The organism is Gordonia sp. Z-3 (assembly GCF_036233855.1).
GTDB lineage: Bacteria > Actinomycetota > Actinomycetes > Mycobacteriales > Mycobacteriaceae > Gordonia > Gordonia tangerina.
Genome location: NZ_JAZARS010000003.1, coordinates 92,427 through 110,159, shown reverse-complemented (window position 1 = coordinate 110,159; position 17,733 = coordinate 92,427). Strand labels below are relative to the sequence as shown.

The window sequence follows — 17,733 nt, the reverse complement described above, 5'->3', positions numbered from 1 at the left end:
CCTTGGGACAGACGAAGGGACTGCGTACCGTGAACGATCTGGTTGACACCACCGAGATGTACTTGCGGACGATCTACGACCTCGAAGAGGAAGGCATCGTCCCCCTGCGCGCACGTATCGCCGAGCGGCTCGAGCAGAGCGGCCCGACCGTGTCACAGACGGTCGCCCGCATGGAGCGGGACGGCCTCTTGCATGTGGCCGGCGACCGGCACCTTGAACTCACCGAGAAGGGCCGCGAGCTCGCTGTGGCGGTGATGCGCAAGCACCGGCTAGCCGAGCGGCTGCTCGTCGACGTCATCGGTATGCCCTGGGACCAGGTCCACGAGGAGGCCTGCCGCTGGGAGCACGTCATGAGCGAGAATGTCGAGCGGCGTCTGCTGGCCGTGCTGGACAACCCGACGACATCGCCGTACGGCAATCCCATCCCGGGTCTGGACCAGCTGGGCATGGACAAGGCTCCGGCCACCGACGGCGCCACCCGCCTGTCCGACCTTCCCCAGGGCGATCCGGTGGTCGTCATCGTCCGGCGGCTGTCCGAGCACGCCCAATCCGATGCGGCGCTGATCAGCGATCTGCGTGAGGCCGGCGTGGTGCCCAACGCCCGCGTGACGGTGACCATCAGCCCCGGCCGCGCCGTGGTGAACTCCCCCGGTCACGACGGTCTCGAGCTGGCCGAGGACATGGCACACGCGGTGTTCGTCGAGAAGGTCTGAGTTTCGGTTCCACTCAGGTCCCCGGCGATGACACGGCCCGGTCAGCTCACCTCACGGTCGACGCTGGGCCCGGGCATCGCGACACCGAGCGAATCGGCGACGTCGTAGCCCATCGGGATCATCTCCCGCATCGCGGTGGGGTGCATCCCGCCGCGCAGCGCCGTGTCGAGCAGGTCCGCCAGATGCCACTGCGGGTCCGCGCCCAACGCATGATCAAAGGCGACGCCGGCGTATCCGCCTTCGCCGTTGACGTAGTGCAGATGCCCGAGCATCGTGGCCGCGCTTGCGGACCTCGAGCCCCTCAGCCGCCGGGCGAGTTGGCGCCACAGGGCCTCCGCGGCGTGGCGCAGATCGGTGACCGCGAGCACGAGGGCGGCATCGCGGACCTGCAGCCGCAACAACGCATCGCCGAGGAGCGTGACCGCGGCGCAATCGAGTTCTGGTGGGTGGCGAGGCGACGCGAAGGCGATCACGTGCCCGACCAGCTCACGCAACAGCACTCCGTCGTCGATGTCGTCTATCTCGTCGATGCCGTCCCCGAACTCGCGGTGCGGGCCCACGCAATGAGGCAACGGCCGCAACATCTCCTGCATCTCCGAACGTCGGGCGAGCACTCGCCGGCCGCTCTCGACGGCATGTCGGACAGCCGTCGGACTGGTGTGTGGGTCGGCCATCCGCCCCCGCAATGCTCCGGCGCGCGTCAGCGGTATATACGTGCCGGCGGTTTGCGGAGCGTCCCACACCCGCTGCCAACGCGCATTGTCGGCGAACTGCTCGACCACGAATCCGGCAACGGCACCACCGATCCCGGCGAAACACCGGTCCGCGGTCACGCACACCCGTCGGTACCGATCGTCTCCGATCGGATACCGATCGTCGGCGATCACCAGGATGACGGCGTGTGCTTGCTCGCGCGCGCAGATCTCCGCGAGTCCGTCGAGGACCGTGACCAACGGTGCCGCGAGGTCGCCGTTCTCGTCGAAGATCAGGTCGTGACGCATGGTGGTCCGCACGGTGTGCGGGTCGGCTCCGAAGGCAAGAACGATCAACGATCGTTCGGGGATGAATCCGAGGAGGCCGGGTAGTGCCGTCAGGAGCGACGACGGGGTGAGCGGGCGTGGGCGCTGTGAGGTCGACATGACCCCATCCTCAGGTGATTCGGAGCATGCCCACGCCCCCAATCACCTGCTGTGCACAACCGAATCGGTCCTCCACAGGTGGCCTTCGGCTCGGCGGTCGCCCAGGCCGATCGCCGTCACCCGAAGGCAGCAGTGATCGCCGAGTCGAACAATGCGTCCAGCGATGCCCCGGCCTCGGCCGACATCTCGTCCGCGCCCTGGTGCCGGTACTCGACGATCACCCGGATCCCGTCCTGCTGCGCCATCAGACCAGTGGTGCCGGTGATCAGGGGCGACTCGGCACCGCCGGTGGTCATCGTCCGCCGCAATGCGGCGGTCTGGTTACCGGACCGGTTCGGCGCCGGCAGCACCTCGGTGGTGACGACAGTGACCGCGGTCGGCGCGGACCCGGTGACCGTTCGTGGGCACCGACGTGCCAGTCCGGTCACCTGATCGAGCGAGTCGTCGACGTGCACGACGGCCGAGGTGAACGTGGCCGTCGAGGTGGCCGGGTCGGGGCCGACGATCACAACGGCGCCGTCCGGAGAGATCAGCCGGGGCGTGCATTCGGCCGGGGTGACGCTGCCGTGCAGGGGGCGCCCGGAGAGATCGGCCAGCGCTGCCGGGACGGCGGGTGCGGGCAGCCGGGTCGCGGTGTGATCCGGGAAGTCTGCCGGCGCGAGCGAGCGGGAGGTGAGATCCTCACTTCCACCGGCAGTTGCCTGGCCATCGACCGAACAACCCGCCGTAAGCAGTGCGAGCGCAAGCAGTGCGAGCGCCGCAAGAAGGACCGGACCCCGGCCACCGCGCCGCCGGGGTTGCCCGAACTCGACCCGGTCCAGCTCGCAACGCCCCGCTTCCGACGTTGGGCGGTCGGGCCGGTCACGCTCGGGTGACACGACACGCAGCGCAGACGACGCACGACGCAGCCATTCCATCACAACGACCTACTGTGCCACCGTCTACTCTCCGGGACCGGTCACGACACCCGCAGCCTCGGGTGCCACCCGGGAATCCTCATCCCGGTCGTGGTGTTGAAACCGGTGACAGCAGCCATGGGAGGTGGCGGACCGGCAGCGCGTGATTGGCCCCGGGGACCACCGATGCGAGACACTTGAGACAACCGACACGAGGAGGCACGACCATGGACGAGCGGCCCGCCGAGCACAGCGCGCTGTACTCGCTGGAGTTCCCCGCGCCCCAGGTCTCCAATGACGAGGGCACGGGGCCGGTACTGGTCCACGCGCTCGAGGGCTTCGCCGATGCCGGCCATGCCGTCGCGCTGGCTGCGCGGCATCTGCGTGACGCGCTTGACTCCGAACTCGTCGCGACCTTTTCCACCGACGAATTGATCGATTACCGGTCGCGGCGGCCCACCGTCACCTTCGACGGGAACACCTTCACCGATATCGAGATGCCGTCGCTGACGATGCACGCGATCCGGGACACCACCGGACGCCCTTTCCTGCTTCTGGCCGGTTCCGAACCCGATCTGCGTTGGGAACAGTTCGTCGAAGCGGTGCGCAGGCTGGTGGAACACTTCGGTGTCACCGATGTCATCGGGCTCAACGCGATACCGATGGCGGTGCCACACACGCGCCCGGCGTCGCTCACCGCACACGGCAACGAGCCCGACCGGCTCGGCGACCTGCCGCGGTGGGGCTCGGAGATGAAGCTTCCGGCGAGCGCGTCGATGCTGCTCGAGCTGCGGATGAGCCAGCACGATCATCGCGCGTCGGGGCTGTCGGTGCATGTACCGCACTACCTGTCGCAGACCGACTATCCGGCTGCGTCTGCGCGACTGCTGACTGCGGTCGGCGAACTCACCGGCCTGCAGATCCCGGTCGCCGCACTGGACAACGCCGCCGCCAAGGTACGCGAACAGGTAGACAAGGAAGTCGACGGCAACGCCGAGATCGAAGGCGTCGTCCAAGCCCTCGAGTCGCAATACGACACCTTTGCCCAGGCTCAGGCCCAGCGAGCCTCGCTGCTGGCGGCAGAGGCCGACCTGCCGACCGGCGACGAACTCGGCGCGGAGCTGGAACGTTTCCTGGCCCAGCAGACCGGCGACGGTGACGTCGGACAAGGAGGCCAGGGACCGGGCGCGAACGGGGAACCGGGCCGCGAAGATGCGCCGGACGACGATGAACCGGGCGACGACGGACCGGGCGGTTCGCCATCGCCGATCTGAGCGAGACGACCACCCGGCACCTCGTACCCGTCGACGACGAGGACACCGCATTCGAGGTCTTCGCTGGCTGGTGGGATGAACGTGGGATTGCGCTGTACCCCCACCAAGAGGAATCGCTGCTGGAGTTGATCTCAGGCAACAACGTGATCCTCGCGACCCCGACCGGCTCGGGGAAGTCGCTCGTGGCGGCCGGCGCCATCTACTTCGCCCGCTGCCGCGGGGAACGCGCCTATTACACGGCGCCGATCAAGGCGTTGGTCAGCGAAAAGTTCTTCGACCTGTGCGCGACCTTCGGCGCCGACTCTGTCGGGCTGTTGACCGGCGACGCCGCGGTCAACGCGAACGCCCCGATCATCTGCGCGACGGCCGAGATCGTGGCAAATCTGGCCTTGCGCGACGGCGACCGCAGCGACATCGGCGCACTGGTCGCCGATGAATTCCATTACTACGGCGAGCCCGACCGTGGTTGGGCCTGGCAGGTGCCACTCGTCGAACTCCCCAACACCCAGTTCCTGCTGATGTCGGCGACCCTCGGCGACACCTCGTTCTTCGTCGACGATCTGCAGCGGCGCACCGGCCGCGACACCACCGCGGTCACCGGTACCGAACGGCCCGTACCGCTCGATCACAGCTACGCGATCACGCCGATCCACGAAACAATCGAGAATCTCGTCACCGCCGGCCGCGCACCGATCTACGTGGTGCACTTCACCCAGGCCGCCGCCGTGGAACGCGCGCAGGCGCTGATGTCGGTGAAGATCGCCGACAAGGCCGATCGCGCCGCGATCGCTGAGGCGATCGGAGACTTCCGATTCCATACCGGATTCGGTGCGACACTGTCGAAACTGCTACGGGCCGGCATCGGCGTCCACCACGCCGGCATGCTCCCCCGCTACCGCCGCCTCGTCGAGCGTCTCGCCCAGCAAGGGCTACTGAAGGTGATCGCGGGCACCGACACCCTCGGCGTGGGCATCAACGTACCCATCCGGACGGTCCTGTTCGCCGGGCTCAGCAAGTACGACGGCACCCGGGTGCGCCGGCTGCGCGCCCGCGAGTTCCACCAGATCGCCGGTCGAGCGGGTCGTGCCGGATTCGATACCGTCGGTTATGTGGTGGCGCAGGCCCCCGAGCACGATGTCGAGAACGCACGCGCCGTCGCCAAGGCCGGCGATGACCCGAAGAAGCTTCGCAAACTCGTCCGGAAGAAACCGCCAGAGGGCTTCGTGTCGTGGGGCGAGAAGACCTTCACCCAGCTCGTCGACGCTCCGGACGAACCATTGCGATCCCATTTCCGGATGACCACGGCCATCCTGATGGAGGTGCTGGCACGGCCGGGCGACTGTTTCGCGGCCTTGCGGCATCTACTCGAAGACAACCACGAACCGCGCAGTCGTCAGCTCCGACAGATCCGCCACACGATCGAGTTGTTCCGCGGCTTGCGAGATTCCGGCATCGTCGTACAACTCGACGCCCCGGACGCCGACGGAAAGAACGTCGCACTCTCGGTGGATATGCCGGAGAACTTCGCGTTGACCAACCCGCTCTCGTCGTTCGCGCTGGCGGCGTTCGAGATCCTCGATCCCGACTCGTCGACGTACGCTCTCGATGTCATCTCGATCCTGGAGTCCACCCTGGAGGATCCACGGCAGGTGTTGTTCGCCCAGCGTAAGGTGGCTCGCGACGCCGCGGTCGCCGAGATGAAGGCCGACGGTATCGCGTACGAAGAACGCATGGCACGGCTGGAGGAGATCACCTGGCCGCGCCCGCTTTTCGACGAGATCGAGTTCGCGTTCTCCGTCTACCGGCGCGGACACCCATGGGTGGCGTCCTCTCCACCGTCGCCGAAATCGGTGCTGCGCGAGATGCTGGAGCGCTCGATGACCTTCACCGAACTCATCTCCGGCTACGGCCTCGCCCGCAGCGAGGGAGTGGTTCTCCGCTATCTGTCTGACTGTTATCGGGTTCTGCGCCAAGGTCTTCCGAACACCGTCAGCACCGACGAGATAGCCGAGATCACCGAACACGTGGGCACGATGGTGCGCTCGGTGGACTCCAGCCTCGTCGACGAATGGGAGCAGCTGACCCACTCGGAGGCCTGAATCGCAGCGCCGCGGTCCGGACCGAGCCCCCTGGGCCGCGACTCACCTGTCGACCACCGCGTCCCGGGCCACCACGTCGGAAATGACGTCCGCCAATGCGCGGTAGGCGTCTGCGCGAGAACTCGACTCACGAAACACGAGCCCGATCCGTCGGCCGGGCCGTGGCCGCGCAAACATGGCGGTCGCCAGGCCACCGCCGCCGGTCTCGACCGCCACCGCGGTCTGCGGTATCAACGTCACACCGAGACCGCCTTCGACACACTGGACCGCCGTGGCCAGCGATGCCGCGCGCGTCTGCCCGACCTCGGGCCGCACGCCGGCCAACCGGCAGACCTCCAACGCCTGATCGCGCAGACAGTGCCCTTCGTCGAGCAACAACAACGGTAGATCGGCGAGTTGGTCCGGATTCACGCGTTTGCGCCCGGCCAGCGGGTGATCATGGGGCAGGGCGAGGACAAAATCTTCGCGGTACATCGGGATCTCGCCGAGGCCGGATTCATTGGTGGGCAACGCCATGACGGCGACGTCGAGTGATCCCTCTCTCAGCTGACCCACCAACCTGGTGGTCTGGTCCTCCACCACCTGCACGCCGAGCTCGGGTAGCCGATCGGCCAGTTCGCGCAGCACAGCGGGCAGAATGTACGGCGCCACAGTGGGAATGAGTCCGAGCCGCACCGTCGACGCCAGCGGGTCACCGTTACCCGACGCCGCCGAGACCAGTTCGTCGACCGCATCGATCACCGCGAGCGCCTTGGGTAGCAGACGCTGGCCTTCGGGCGTCAAGAAGACACGCCGGGTGGTGCGTTCGACGAGTTGTAGCCCGAGCCCCGCCTCGAGGCCACCGAGACCCTGCGACAAGGTTGGCTGGCTGACACCAAGATTCGCAGCGGCAGAACCGAAATGGCGATCCTTGGCGATCGCGGCGAATGCGCGCAACGCAGCGATCGAGGGCTGATAACTCTTATTGGGCATACCTATCAATATAGTGTGTATCATCACGTTTCACTTTCGCCGAGATTTCGGCACGATAGTGCATGTCTGACGAAATCCTTCGCGCAAGACAACAGAATCACCGCCACATAGAGGAGCGACTCAACCCATGCCACTGTTGACCATCGGCGACCAGTTCCCGGCCTACAACCTCACCGCGGTCATCGGCGGCGACCTCTCGAAGGTGAACGCCCAGCAGCCCGACGACTACTTCACCACCGTCACCAGCGAGGACCACCCCGGCAAGTGGCGCATCGTCTTCTTCTGGCCCAAGGACTTCACCTTCGTGTGCCCGACCGAGATCGCTGCGTTCGGCAAACTCGAGGACGAGTTCGCCGACCGCGACGCACAGGTGCTCGGCGCCTCGGTGGACAACGAGTTCGTGCACTTCCAGTGGCGCGCGCAGCACGAGGATCTCAAAACCCTCCCGTTCCCCATGCTCAGTGACCTGAAGCGTGAACTCGCCTCCGCAGCAGGCGTTCTCAATGCAGACGGCGTCGCCGACCGCGCCACCTTCATCGTCGACCCGAACAACGAGATCCAGTTCGTCTCGGTGACGGCCGGATCCGTCGGACGCAACGTCGACGAGGTGCTGCGCGTTCTCGACGCGCTGCAGTCCGACGAACTGTGCGCATGCAATTGGAAGAAGGGCGATCCGACGCTCGACGCCGGCGAACTGCTGACCGCAAGCGTCTGAGAGGACAGCACATGAGCATCGACAATCTCAAGGAAGCACTTCCGGAGTACGCCAAGGACCTCAAGCTGAACCTCGGTTCGCTCGCCCGGTCCACCGAGCTCACCGAGCAGCAGCTGTGGGGCACCTTCCTCGCCACCGCCGCGGCTGCGCGAAACCCGCAGGTGCTCAACGAGATCGCGAGCGAGGCCGCCGACGTTCTTTCGGCGGAGGCGTACAACGCGGCGCTCGGCGCCGCATCGATCATGGGCATGAACAACGTCGCCTACCGGGCCAAGAGTTTCCTCGGCGACGATTACGCTGGAGTCCGGATGGGCCTGCGGATGAACATCATCGGCAACCCAGGCGTCGAGAAGGCCGATTTCGAGCTGTGGAGCCTGGCGGTATCCACCATCAACGGCTGTCACGACTGCACCAGCGCCCACGCCGACGTGGTACGCAAGGCCGGGCTGACCAAGGAGCAGGTCTGGGAGGCCGTGAAGGTCGCCGCAACCATCGAGGGCGTGGCGCAGGCCCTGACGACCACACAGGTCCTGACCGGGGTCTGACTCCCCTCGCCGTCGCAGCAGGCCCGGTCGCCCTCGCGGGTGGCCGGGCCTGCTGTTCATCTGTGCCGTACTGGTCTGTGCCGTACTGGTTTGTGCCGTGCTCGTCGGCGCTGTTTCGCGGATGCTCGTGGCAGCTCAGGACAACGCCGCGCGCATCCGCTCGGCCAGTTCACCGACCTCGTCGGTGGTCATGACGAAGGCCGGGGAGATCTGCAAGGCGCCCTGACCGGCGGCCCGCCCGCTCACACCGTGCTCGCGCAACCGGCCCACCATCGGCAGCGCCTGCGCCGGATCGGCGAGCTGCACCGCGGTGACCGCACCCAACCCGGTCCGCACTTCGGCGACAGCGTCCAACTGCGCCAACGGGCTCAACAGCGCGGCCAGATCCGCCTCCAGCCGCGCAGCCTCCGCCAGCAAACCTTCGCGTTCGATGATGTCGAGGTTGGCCATCGCTGCCGCCGCGGCCCCGGCGTGCCCGCCGTAGGTGTAGCCGTGCCTCCACCAGGTGCCGCCGGCGTAGAAGGGCTCGGCAACATGCGGTGCGATGAACACCGCCCCCATCGGGACGTACCCCGACGTCAGCCCCTTCGCGGTGGTCATCATGTCCGGCGCCAGATCGAATCGCGACGAGGCGAACCATGACTGCCCACCGATGCGGCCGAAACCGGTGACCACCTCGTCGGCGACGAACAACACATCGTGATCGCGGCAGATCTGGCGTACCTCGGCGAGATATCCCTCCGGCGGCAGATAGATCCCGCCGGCACCGATGATCGGCTCACAGAAGAACGCCGCGACCCGCTCCGCCCCGACTCGCTCGATCAGACCGAGCAGGCTCTTGGCGTTGTCCCACTCCACGGTCTCCGCATCCGCCATCAGCTCCCCGTAGCCCTCGCGGTTCACCCCGATTCCGGCGAGCGCGGTTCCGGCGACGTGCATTCCGTGGTAGGCCTTGGTGCGGCCGACGACGATGTTCTTCTCCGGCTTGCCCACCTCGTGCCAGTACCGCCGGGCCAGTTTGGCCGCGGTGTCCACCGAATCGCTGCCACCGGAGGTGAAGAAGATCTTGCTACCGGCTACCGGAGCGATCCCGGCCAACCGTTCGGCGAGCTCGGCGGTCACGTCCGCGGTGAGGTCACCGAAGCCGGAGTAATGCGCGAGCCGGCCCAGCTGGTCGGCCACGGCGTCAGCGACCTCGGTGCGCCCATGGCCGATGTTGGTGAACCACAGACCGGCGGTCGCGTCGAGGTACTCGCGTCCCTGTCCGTCCCAGATCCGGGTACCGCTTCCGCGGGTCACCACGAACGGTCCGTTCGCGGTGACCGATCCCATGTCGGCGAATCCATGCCAAAGTGAGCCTGCCATGGCTCAATCATGCCGGTCGTCGGCATCGCCGGAGGACGCAGGTCGTCCGGCGCCGATGATGCGGACGTGCGCGACCCCACTCGTGGCCACCCCATATCCTGTATGCATCATGTCCGCACCGACTTCCGCAGACCGCCGCGCGCTGCTCGACACGCTCGATGAACTGACCATCGTCGATGCACACCGGCTGCGCCGCCGGATCGACAAGCTCGGGCGCCATCCCGGGGCCACGGCTTGGCAGCGGCTCGCCGCGGACGTGGCTTCGGCACAATCACGTGTGGACCGACGGCGCGCATCGCTCCCGCTACTCGAGTTCCCGCCCGAACTGCCCATATCCGAGGCGCGCTCCGACATCGCCGGCGCCATCGCCGAGCATCAGGTGGTGGTCGTGGCGGGCGAGACCGGTTCGGGTAAGACGACGCAGCTTCCCAAGATCTGTCTGGAACTCGGCCGTGGAGTGCGCGGCGCGATCGGGCACACCCAACCTCGCCGGATCGCGGCGAGTTCGGTGGCGCGTCGCATCGCCGACGAAACCGCGTCGCAGATCGGCGACGCAATCGGCTACTCCGTGCGCTTCACCGACCGTGCCGGCGCCGACACCATGGTCAAGGTCATGACCGACGGCATCCTGCTCCGCGAGATCGCCGGCGACCCGTTGCTGCGCAGCTACGACACGCTGATCATCGACGAGGCCCACGAACGCAGTCTGAACATCGATTTCATCCTCGGCTACCTCCGCCGGCTGCTGCCCCGACGCCGCGATCTCAAGGTGATCATCACCTCTGCCACGATCGAGCCGGATCGGTTCGCCCGGCATTTCGCGGACGCCGTCGACGGCGCAGAGGTGCCGATTCTCGAGGTGTCCGGTCGGACCTACCCCGTGGAGGTCCGCTATCGGCCGTTCGGTGACGCACGCGACCCGGACAGTGACCATCGCGACCTCGATCAGGCACAGGCGATCGACGCCGCGGTCGGCGAGTTGTGGTCCGGTCGGCGCAGCGGCGACATCCTGGTGTTCCTGCCGACCGAACGTGACATCCGCGAGACGGCCGATGCACTGCGGCATCGTGCCTCGGCCGGAGCCGAGATCGTGCCCCTGTTCGCCCGTCTGTCCATCGCCGATCAGCAACGGGTGTTCGCGCCGTCGTCGGGACACCGCATCGTGCTTGCCACCAATGTCGCCGAGACCTCGTTGACCGTCCCGGGCATCCGCTACGTGATCGACACCGGCACCGCGCGAATCTCCCGCTACTCCACCCGGTCCAAGGTGAACCGACTTCCGGTGGAAGCGATCTCACAGGCCAGTGCCCGCCAGCGTGCGGGACGGTGCGGCCGCGTGGCGCCGGGCGTGTGTATCCGGCTCTACGCGGAGGAGGATTTCGACGCCCGCGCCGCGTTCACCGATCCGGAGATCCTGCGCACCAACCTCGCCGCGGTCATCCTGCAGATGGCCTCCTTGCGCATCGGCGACGTCTCGCAGTTCCCGTTCGTCCAACCCCCGGACGCTCGCGCAATCCGCGACGGCATGGCCGTGCTCACCGAGCTCGGCGCAATACACGAGACGCAACGCGACGACCACGAACCCGTGCTCACCCAGGTCGGCCGCCAGATGGCCCGCATCCCGGTGGATCCACGACTGGCCCGCATGCTCATCGCGGCGCGTGACGGCGGGTGTCTCGACCATGTTCTGGTCATCGCCGCGGCGCTGTCGATTCCTGATGTGCGCGAGCGCCCTGCCGACCAGCGCGAGGCAGCCGACGCCGCTCACCGGCGGTTCGCCGTGCCGGGCTCGGAGTTCCTGGCCCACCTCGAGCTCTGGTCGTATCTGACCGAGCGCCGCAAAGAGCTGTCCGGGAATCAGTTCCGGAGACTCTGCGAACGCGAGTTCCTTCACTTTCTGCGGATCCGGGAATGGCAGGAACTGCATCGACAGCTGACCCGGGTGGTGACCGACCTCGACTGGCCTGTTCCGGCAACCGAACGCGATGCCGATGCCATCCACCGCGCCATCTTGGCCGGCCTGCTGGGCAACATAGCCGTGCGGCAGGGTGATTCACGCGAATACCTGGGCGCACGCAACACCACCATGGCGATCTTCCCGGGTTCGGCGCTGGCCCGGAAGCCGCCCGCGTTCCTGATGGCCGCCGAGCTCGTGGAGACCTCCCGGCTGTTCGCGCACACGGTGGCAGCGATCGATCCGCTGTGGGTCGAGCAACTCGCCGGAGATCTGGTCCGCCGCAGCTACAGCGAGCCGCACTGGTCGGCGAAACGTGGCGCCGCGTTGGCCTACGAGCGGGTGACGCTCTATGGCGTTCCGCTGGTGGCACGACGCCGGGTGCAGTTCGGGCCCATTGATCCACCGACCGCACGAGAGATGTTCATCCGTCACGCCCTCGTCGAGGGTGACTGGCGCACCGAGCACACGTTCTTCCACAACAACCGTGCTCTGCTCGAGGCCGCGGCCGATGTGGAACACCGTGCACGGCGTCGCGATGTGGTGATCAGCGAACAGCAACTGTTCGACTTCTACGACGCGCGTATCGGCGACGAGGTCGTCTCGGCCCGACATTTTGACAGCTGGTGGAAGAAGGCCCGGCGCGCGCAGCCAGACCTGCTCGATCTCCGCCCGGAGGATGTGGCCACCGACGTCGCTGTCGCCGACACAGACTTCCCCGGCGCCTGGCAGCAGGGCGAAACCCGCCTCGAGCTGCGGTACCGGTTCGAACCGGGTGCCCCCGATGACGGTGTCACCGTGGTGATCCCGCGGCCGCTGCTCGACCATGTGCGGCCGGCAGGCTTCGACTGGTCGGTTCCGGGCCTGCGCAGCGAGCTCGCGACCGAACTCGTCCGGTCACTCCCCAAGTCGCTACGCAAGTCGATGGCGCCGGCGCAGCGTTTCGCCGATCTCGCGTTGTCCCGATTGACACCGCGCGCCGAGCCCCTCGTCGCCGGCCTCGCCCGCGAACTGTCGACGATCACGACCATGACGGTGTCTCCCGACGACTTCGCACCCGAGCGGATTCCACCCCACCTCACGATGAATTTTGCCGTGGTCGACCGTGACGGCACCGTGCTCACGACCGGGAAGTCGCTGCACCGGCTGAAGCAGGAGTTCGACGGGTCGCACGAGGCCGCCCGGCCCGTCGAGGTCGTCACGGACTGGACCGCCACCGGCATCGGCGAGCTACCGCCCACGGTGACGACAACTGTTGCCGGACAGCAGATCACCCATTATGTGGGACTCGACGCTGTTCGTGACGCAGCCGGCCGGACGGTTGGGGTGACCCGTGTCGAGCTGAGCACCGAGGCCGAACGCGACCGCCGTCACAGCGCAGCGGTGGTGGCACTCCTCGACCTGACCATCCCACCGCTGACCCGCAAGATCACCGCGACCCTTGATGCCGCCGGTCGGTTGGCGATGAGTCAGAGCCCCTACCGCGATGTCGAACATCTCGTGGGCGACTGCACCCGACGCGCCATCCGCGACCTCGCGGCAGACCGGAACCTTCGTGCCGTGCGATCGGCGACCGAATTCCGGCGACTCCGCGACGATCTGCGCCCCCGGGTGGCGCAACAGGCTCCCGATTACTTCACCCTGAGCGTTGACGTGCTCCGCCGCGTGGCCCCGCTGCGCGCGCAGATGGACCGGCTCAGCGGCTCGGTGGCCGCCGATGACGTCGCCGAGCAGTTGGACAATCTGGTCTTCGACGGATTCGTCGTCGCGACCCCGCACGACCGCCTTGTCCATGTGCCGCGCTACCTCGAAGCCGCAACCGTTCGCCTCACGGAGTTGCCCGCAGCTGCCGGCCGCGACAGTACCGCCCTGGCATCCATCGATCGTGTTGTGACGCATTGGAATCAGCGTGCAACGCACCTCGCTGCGGCGCGCCGGGATGCGTTCGACGAACACGCGCACTGGCTTGTCGAGGAACTGCGGGTCGGACTGTTCGCGCAGCGGTTGGGCACCGCACGGCCGATCTCGGAGAAGCGGGCGATCCGCGCCCTCGATCAGTTCAGTTGAGACCGTCGGTGACGCTGACCCGCTCATCAACCACCCCGGAATCGGCCTCGGAGCGGTGGGTGAGATTGCCCTGCAGGTCGTCGATCTCTCGCTGAAAGTCCTCCAGCGAGTCGAATGACCGGTAGACCGAGGCGAAGCGCAGATAGGCCACCTCGTCGAGATCACGCAGCGGACCGAGGATCGCCAACCCCACCTCATTGCTGGGAATCTCGGCCGATCCCGATGCGCGGACCGCATCCTCGACCTGCTGGGCCAACTTGGCGAGCGCGTCCTCGGCGACGTCTCGGCCCTGGCAGGCCCGACGAACCCCGCGCATCACCTTCTCCCGACTGAACGGCTCGGTGACCCCGTTGCGTTTGGCGACCGACAGCACGGCACTCTCGACGGTGGAGAATCGGCGACGGCACTCCGCACACGAACGGCGCCGTCGGATCGCCTGCCCCTCGTCGGCGACACGCGAGTCGATGACCTTGGTGTCTTCGTTCTTGCAAAACGGGCAGCGCATGTCGTCCTCACGCACGTCTCTGGACACACCGGCGCACCGGTCACCCGTCACGCCGTGCCGGTTCCCGGCCGGACCCTGTGCCATCGAGGATACCGTCAGGCCCTCAGCTGTATGCGGGTGCGATCAAAGCCTGCCCCACCCGCAGGCCGGAGCCGGCGAGTTTGTTGCGTTCGACGATCTGCTCGATGACGGCCTGGCGTGGCACATCCGGCGCGATGCGATCGGCGATGGAGCTCAACGAATCACCCTGCCGCACGTGGACCACCTCGGTCCCGGTAGGGCTCGGTTTCACCGACGCGGCATAGTTGGAGCCGACGATGGCGACCGCCCACACCAGCACCGCGAGCGCCCCACCGAGCACCACGGCTGCGGCCGTCGCGCGTCGACGCACGAACCTACGGTCGACTCCCGGCGACGCACAGCTCGTCCCCGACACCCGTGCCGCCGGGGCACCGGACCCGCCCGGTCGACGCCTCGTGGGCCCGGTGGAGTCATATCGCCCCCGCCGCCGCGGTCGGGAGACATGCCCGGCCGGGACTCTGTCGCGCGTCGGGACGTCTGCAGGGCGCCCGGATGCCGGGTGCATCGGGGGCGCAGCCGGTGCGTACTGCGTCTGCCGATGAAGGGTCGCTGTGCTCATCGTGTCCTCCTGGGAACGAGTCGGATCGAACCTCGGGCGCCTCTCGAACGCACGTCGCTCATGTGTTCGAGAGAACGCATGTTCGATTTGTAGCACGTGGGTCCGACAATGTCTCGACACACGTCGAACACATGTTTGAACATGTCGAAATGTTCGGCTACTGTCGGCGACATGGTGACGTGCGTGGATGGGCCCTGAACAGCAGTTCCGAACCAGCCGAGCAGTTTCCCCGAACAGACCAGCAGTTTTTCGATCCAGACCGGCAACCCGTAATCGGCCGCTGCCGGTTTCGGCGACAGGAAGGACTCGACCGATGAGCGACAAAGCCGGCGGGCGGCGCGGCGCGTCCCGCGGGATCAGCAGCAAGCCGAAACCCGAGGCGCAGGCGCCGACCGGAGCCGATCCGGAGGCATCGGATAGCGCGGTCGCCGATCCGGAAGTCGTCGAGGCTAGCCTGACCCCTCGTCAGCGAGGCGTGCTCGAGTACATCCGCGCCTCGGTCCGCGAGCGCGGTTATCCGCCGAGCATCCGGGAGATCGGCGATGCCGTCGGCCTCACCTCGACGTCGTCGGTGGCCCACCAGCTGCGGACCCTGGAACGCAAAGGTCTACTCAAGCGCGACCACAACCGCCCACGCGCGGTCAACATCCAAGACGGCGACCAGCACATCCCACCGGGCGGTACGGCCGCATCCGGCGATGGCGCGCAGCTGCCCACCCCGACGTTCGTACCGGTCCTCGGCCGGATCGCCGCGGGTGGACCCATTCTCGCCGAGGAAGCCGTCGAGGACGTGTTCCCGCTACCCCGCGAACTCGTAGGTGAGGGCTCACTGTTCCTGCTCCGCGTGGTCGGCGAGTCGATGATCGACGCGGCGATCTGCGACGGCGACTGGGTGGTCGTACGCCAGCAGAGTGTCGCCGACAACGGCGACATCGTGGCAGCGATGATCGACGGCGAGGCCACGGTCAAGACCTTCAAGCGCAAGGACGGCCACGTCTGGCTGATGCCGCACAACGATCTGTTCGACCCGATCTCGGGCGATGACGCCGCCATTCTCGGCAAGGTCGTCACCGTGATGCGCCGGGTCTGAAACCGAGCGGGCCGGCCGCTCAGCCGACCACTGCGCCGGCCAGCACCGCAGTCGCAGCAGCACGAGCCGCGGCGGGTTCCGCCGTCGCCAGGGCAGCCTCGGCGGCCGCACGACATTGCTCGACGGTCACCTCCGCGAGCCTGGCGCCGACCGCGGCCGAGGCCGCGGGCGCAGTCGACAGGGACGTGACCCCGAGTCCGACCAGCACACACGCGAGCAACGGATCGGCTGCCGCCTCGCCGCAGACCCCAACGGGTTTGTCGGCGGCCTGACCGGCACGCGCCACGCCGGCGATAAGGGTGAGCACCGCGGGCTGCCAGGGATCGGTGAGAGCGGCGAGCTCCGCCGACATCCGGTCGGCGGCCATCGTGTACTGGGTCAGGTCGTTGGTTCCGATCGACACGAAGTCGACCTCCGCCAGGATCGATTCGGCGAGAATCGCTGCCGCCGGCACCTCGATCATCACACCGGCGATCAGTCCGCGTCGGCGTACCTCCCCGGCGAACTCCGCGGCCTCGGTCGCCGAGGCGATCATCGGCGCCATCACCCACGGCGTCGGTTGACCTCCGTCGGCGGCTGCCGCGATCGCGTCGAGCTGGGCCGCCCGGATGCCCGGATGAGCATCGACGATCCGGTTGCCACGCACGCCGAGAGCCGGATTGGTCTCCTCGATCTGCGTGACGAACTTCAGCGGCTTGTCGGAGCCCGCATCGAGGGTCCGGATCACCACCTTGCGCCCCTCGAAGGCGTCGAGCACCTCGCGATAGAGCCGCGTCTGCTCCTCCACCGAGGGCTCGTCCGCGCGGTCGAGAAACGCCAACTCCGTGCGGAACAGGCCGACACCCTCTACCGGGTGGGAGGTCGCCGACCGGGCCGACGTGCCATCGGCGACATTGGCGAGGACCGCGATCGGTCGCCCGTCGGCGGTCACTCCCGGTCCGGCCCAGGCCGCCACCAATTCCGCCATCCGCCGGCTCTCGGCCACGCGCGCGGCGGCGTCGTCGGGATCCGGCTCGACCTCCAGGGTGCCCGCGGTACCGTCGACCAGCACCGTCGTCCCGGCGGCCACCTCACCGAGGCCGGATACCGCCACCACACACGGAATCCCGAGTTGTCGCGCGATGATCGCGGTGTGACTGGTCGGGCCGCCCAGCCGTGTGACCAGCGCGGTGACCTTTGTCGGGTCCAGTCCCGCCGTGTCGGCCGGAGCAAGATCGTCGGCCAACAGCACAGACGGTTCGGCGGGTTCCGGAACCCCGGGTTCGGGGACTCCCAGTAGTTCGGCGACCACGCGGTCCCGGACATCGTTGAGATCCGTGACGCGCTCGGCCATGAGGCCGCCGAGTTTGGTGAACATCGCCGCGAACTGGTCGGTCGCGGCGACCGCTGCCGCCGGCGCTGCCGTCCCTGTCGTGATGAGTTTCGAGGCCGCGCCGGTCCACCCGCGGTCCTCGGCGAGACCCGCCGTCGCCGACAATACCTCCGCCGCGGCACCCGAGGCGTGTGATGCCCGCTCCCGCAGCCTCCCCGCGACCGCGGCCGCCGCGTCGGTGAACCGCTTGATCTCCACGTCGCGTTCGTCCTCGAGGACGGGGGCGGCGACGGCCGGGTCGTACACCGGACGCTCACCCGGCCAGATCGCGGGCCCGTAGGCGTGTCCGCCGACGACCGGCGTTCCGTTCAGTACGTGTGTGTGCTCCACCGAGATCCTCACTTGTCCGACGGGCTGGGCCACGGTGTGCCGCCACGATCTACTGGT

Annotated in this window: 14 protein-coding genes; 7 read left to right on the top strand and 7 right to left on the bottom strand. The window is 67.6% G+C overall.

Translation table 11 applies throughout. From position 1 onward, the window contains the following. The first annotated feature begins 29 nt into the window (after nt 1-29). The gene (locus tag VX037_RS04150; protein WP_235722160.1) at nt 30-713 is read left to right on the top strand and encodes a metal-dependent transcriptional regulator; all 684 of its coding nucleotides are present in this window, start codon (nt 30-32) and stop codon (nt 711-713) included. Between the two features lie 41 nt (nt 714-754). Here the strand turns inward: VX037_RS04150 and VX037_RS04145 are convergent, their stop codons facing one another. Continuing rightward, a complete protein-coding gene (locus VX037_RS04145) occupies nt 755-1,852 on the bottom strand; it encodes a DUF4192 domain-containing protein (protein WP_328713331.1) in 1,098 nt (365 codons plus the stop codon). Nucleotides 1,853-1,968: 116 nt separating this feature from the next. Then, nucleotides 1,969-2,769 carry a hypothetical protein gene (locus VX037_RS04140; protein WP_287016024.1) on the bottom strand — a complete coding sequence of 267 codons (801 nt, stop codon included), beginning with the start codon at nt 2,767-2,769 and terminating at the stop codon, nt 1,969-1,971. 206 nt (nt 2,770-2,975) lie between these two features. Between VX037_RS04140 and VX037_RS04135 the strand changes: the two genes are divergently transcribed. Further along, nucleotides 2,976-4,022 (top strand): PAC2 family protein, encoded by a 1,047-nt coding sequence (locus tag VX037_RS04135; RefSeq protein WP_235722163.1) that lies wholly within the window; start codon nt 2,976-2,978, stop codon nt 4,020-4,022. Then, the gene (locus tag VX037_RS04130; protein WP_235722377.1) at nt 4,019-6,121 is read left to right on the top strand and encodes a DEAD/DEAH box helicase; all 2,103 of its coding nucleotides are present in this window, start codon (nt 4,019-4,021) and stop codon (nt 6,119-6,121) included. Before VX037_RS04135 ends, VX037_RS04130 begins: the two co-directional genes overlap by 4 nt. A 42-nt stretch (nt 6,122-6,163) precedes the next feature. Here the strand turns inward: VX037_RS04130 and VX037_RS04125 are convergent, their stop codons facing one another. After that, a complete protein-coding gene (locus VX037_RS04125; protein WP_235722164.1) occupies nt 6,164-7,093 on the bottom strand; it encodes a hydrogen peroxide-inducible genes activator in 930 nt (309 codons plus the stop codon). Nucleotides 7,094-7,220: 127 nt separating this feature from the next. Here VX037_RS04125 and VX037_RS04120 point away from each other — a divergent pair, with 127 nt between their 5' ends. Beyond that, on the top strand, nt 7,221-7,808 hold the full coding sequence (locus tag VX037_RS04120) for a peroxiredoxin (protein ID WP_235722165.1): 588 nt from the start codon (nt 7,221-7,223) through the stop codon (nt 7,806-7,808). An 11-nt stretch (nt 7,809-7,819) separates the two neighbouring features. Beyond that, complete coding sequence (locus VX037_RS04115) at nt 7,820-8,353, top strand: carboxymuconolactone decarboxylase family protein (RefSeq protein ID WP_235722166.1); 534 nt, start codon at nt 7,820-7,822, stop codon at nt 8,351-8,353. Between the two features lie 135 nt (nt 8,354-8,488). On the opposite strand, the gene VX037_RS04110 is transcribed toward VX037_RS04115, so the two are convergent. Next, nucleotides 8,489-9,718, bottom strand: a complete 1,230-nt coding sequence (locus VX037_RS04110; protein WP_235722167.1) for an aminotransferase family protein — start codon at nt 9,716-9,718, stop codon at nt 8,489-8,491. A gap of 109 nt (nt 9,719-9,827) precedes the next feature. Here VX037_RS04110 and hrpA point away from each other — a divergent pair, with 109 nt between their 5' ends. Beyond that, on the top strand, nt 9,828-13,739 hold the full coding sequence (hrpA, locus tag VX037_RS04105) for an ATP-dependent RNA helicase HrpA (RefSeq protein ID WP_328713329.1): 3,912 nt from the start codon (nt 9,828-9,830) through the stop codon (nt 13,737-13,739). Here hrpA and nrdR read toward each other — a convergent pair. Then, the gene (nrdR, locus tag VX037_RS04100; RefSeq protein WP_328713461.1) at nt 13,732-14,244 is read right to left on the bottom strand and encodes a transcriptional regulator NrdR; all 513 of its coding nucleotides are present in this window, start codon (nt 14,242-14,244) and stop codon (nt 13,732-13,734) included. The two genes, hrpA and nrdR, sit on opposite strands and share 8 nt — an antisense overlap. 103 nt (nt 14,245-14,347) lie before the next feature. Then, on the bottom strand, nt 14,348-14,635 hold the full coding sequence (locus VX037_RS04095) for a LysM peptidoglycan-binding domain-containing protein (protein ID WP_235722169.1): 288 nt from the start codon (nt 14,633-14,635) through the stop codon (nt 14,348-14,350). A gap of 562 nt (nt 14,636-15,197) precedes the next feature. On the opposite strand from VX037_RS04095, the gene lexA reads away from it, so the two are divergent. Beyond that, a complete protein-coding gene (gene lexA, locus VX037_RS04090; protein WP_287016026.1) occupies nt 15,198-15,974 on the top strand; it encodes a transcriptional repressor LexA in 777 nt (258 codons plus the stop codon). Nucleotides 15,975-15,993: 19 nt separating this feature from the next. On the opposite strand, the gene ptsP is transcribed toward lexA, so the two are convergent. Then, on the bottom strand, nt 15,994-17,676 hold the full coding sequence (ptsP, locus tag VX037_RS04085) for a phosphoenolpyruvate--protein phosphotransferase (protein ID WP_328713327.1): 1,683 nt from the start codon (nt 17,674-17,676) through the stop codon (nt 15,994-15,996). Nucleotides 17,677-17,733: the final 57 nt, after the last annotated feature.

Coding starts and splice junctions, on each gene's coding strand:
- nrdR (WP_328713461.1), bottom strand. CDS start 14,244: ATGCGCTGCCCGTTTTGCAAGAACGAAGACACCAAGGTCATCGACTCG.
- VX037_RS04135 (WP_235722163.1), top strand. CDS start 2,976: ATGGACGAGCGGCCCGCCGAGCACAGCGCGCTGTACTCGCTGGAGTTC.
- VX037_RS04145 (WP_328713331.1), bottom strand. CDS start 1,852: ATGTCGACCTCACAGCGCCCACGCCCGCTCACCCCGTCGTCGCTCCTG.
- VX037_RS04110 (WP_235722167.1), bottom strand. CDS start 9,718: ATGGCAGGCTCACTTTGGCATGGATTCGCCGACATGGGATCGGTCACC.
- hrpA (WP_328713329.1), top strand. CDS start 9,828: ATGTCCGCACCGACTTCCGCAGACCGCCGCGCGCTGCTCGACACGCTC.
- VX037_RS04140 (WP_287016024.1), bottom strand. CDS start 2,769: ATGGAATGGCTGCGTCGTGCGTCGTCTGCGCTGCGTGTCGTGTCACCC.
- VX037_RS04120 (WP_235722165.1), top strand. CDS start 7,221: ATGCCACTGTTGACCATCGGCGACCAGTTCCCGGCCTACAACCTCACC.
- lexA (WP_287016026.1), top strand. CDS start 15,198: ATGAGCGACAAAGCCGGCGGGCGGCGCGGCGCGTCCCGCGGGATCAGC.
- VX037_RS04115 (WP_235722166.1), top strand. CDS start 7,820: ATGAGCATCGACAATCTCAAGGAAGCACTTCCGGAGTACGCCAAGGAC.
- VX037_RS04125 (WP_235722164.1), bottom strand. CDS start 7,093: ATGCCCAATAAGAGTTATCAGCCCTCGATCGCTGCGTTGCGCGCATTC.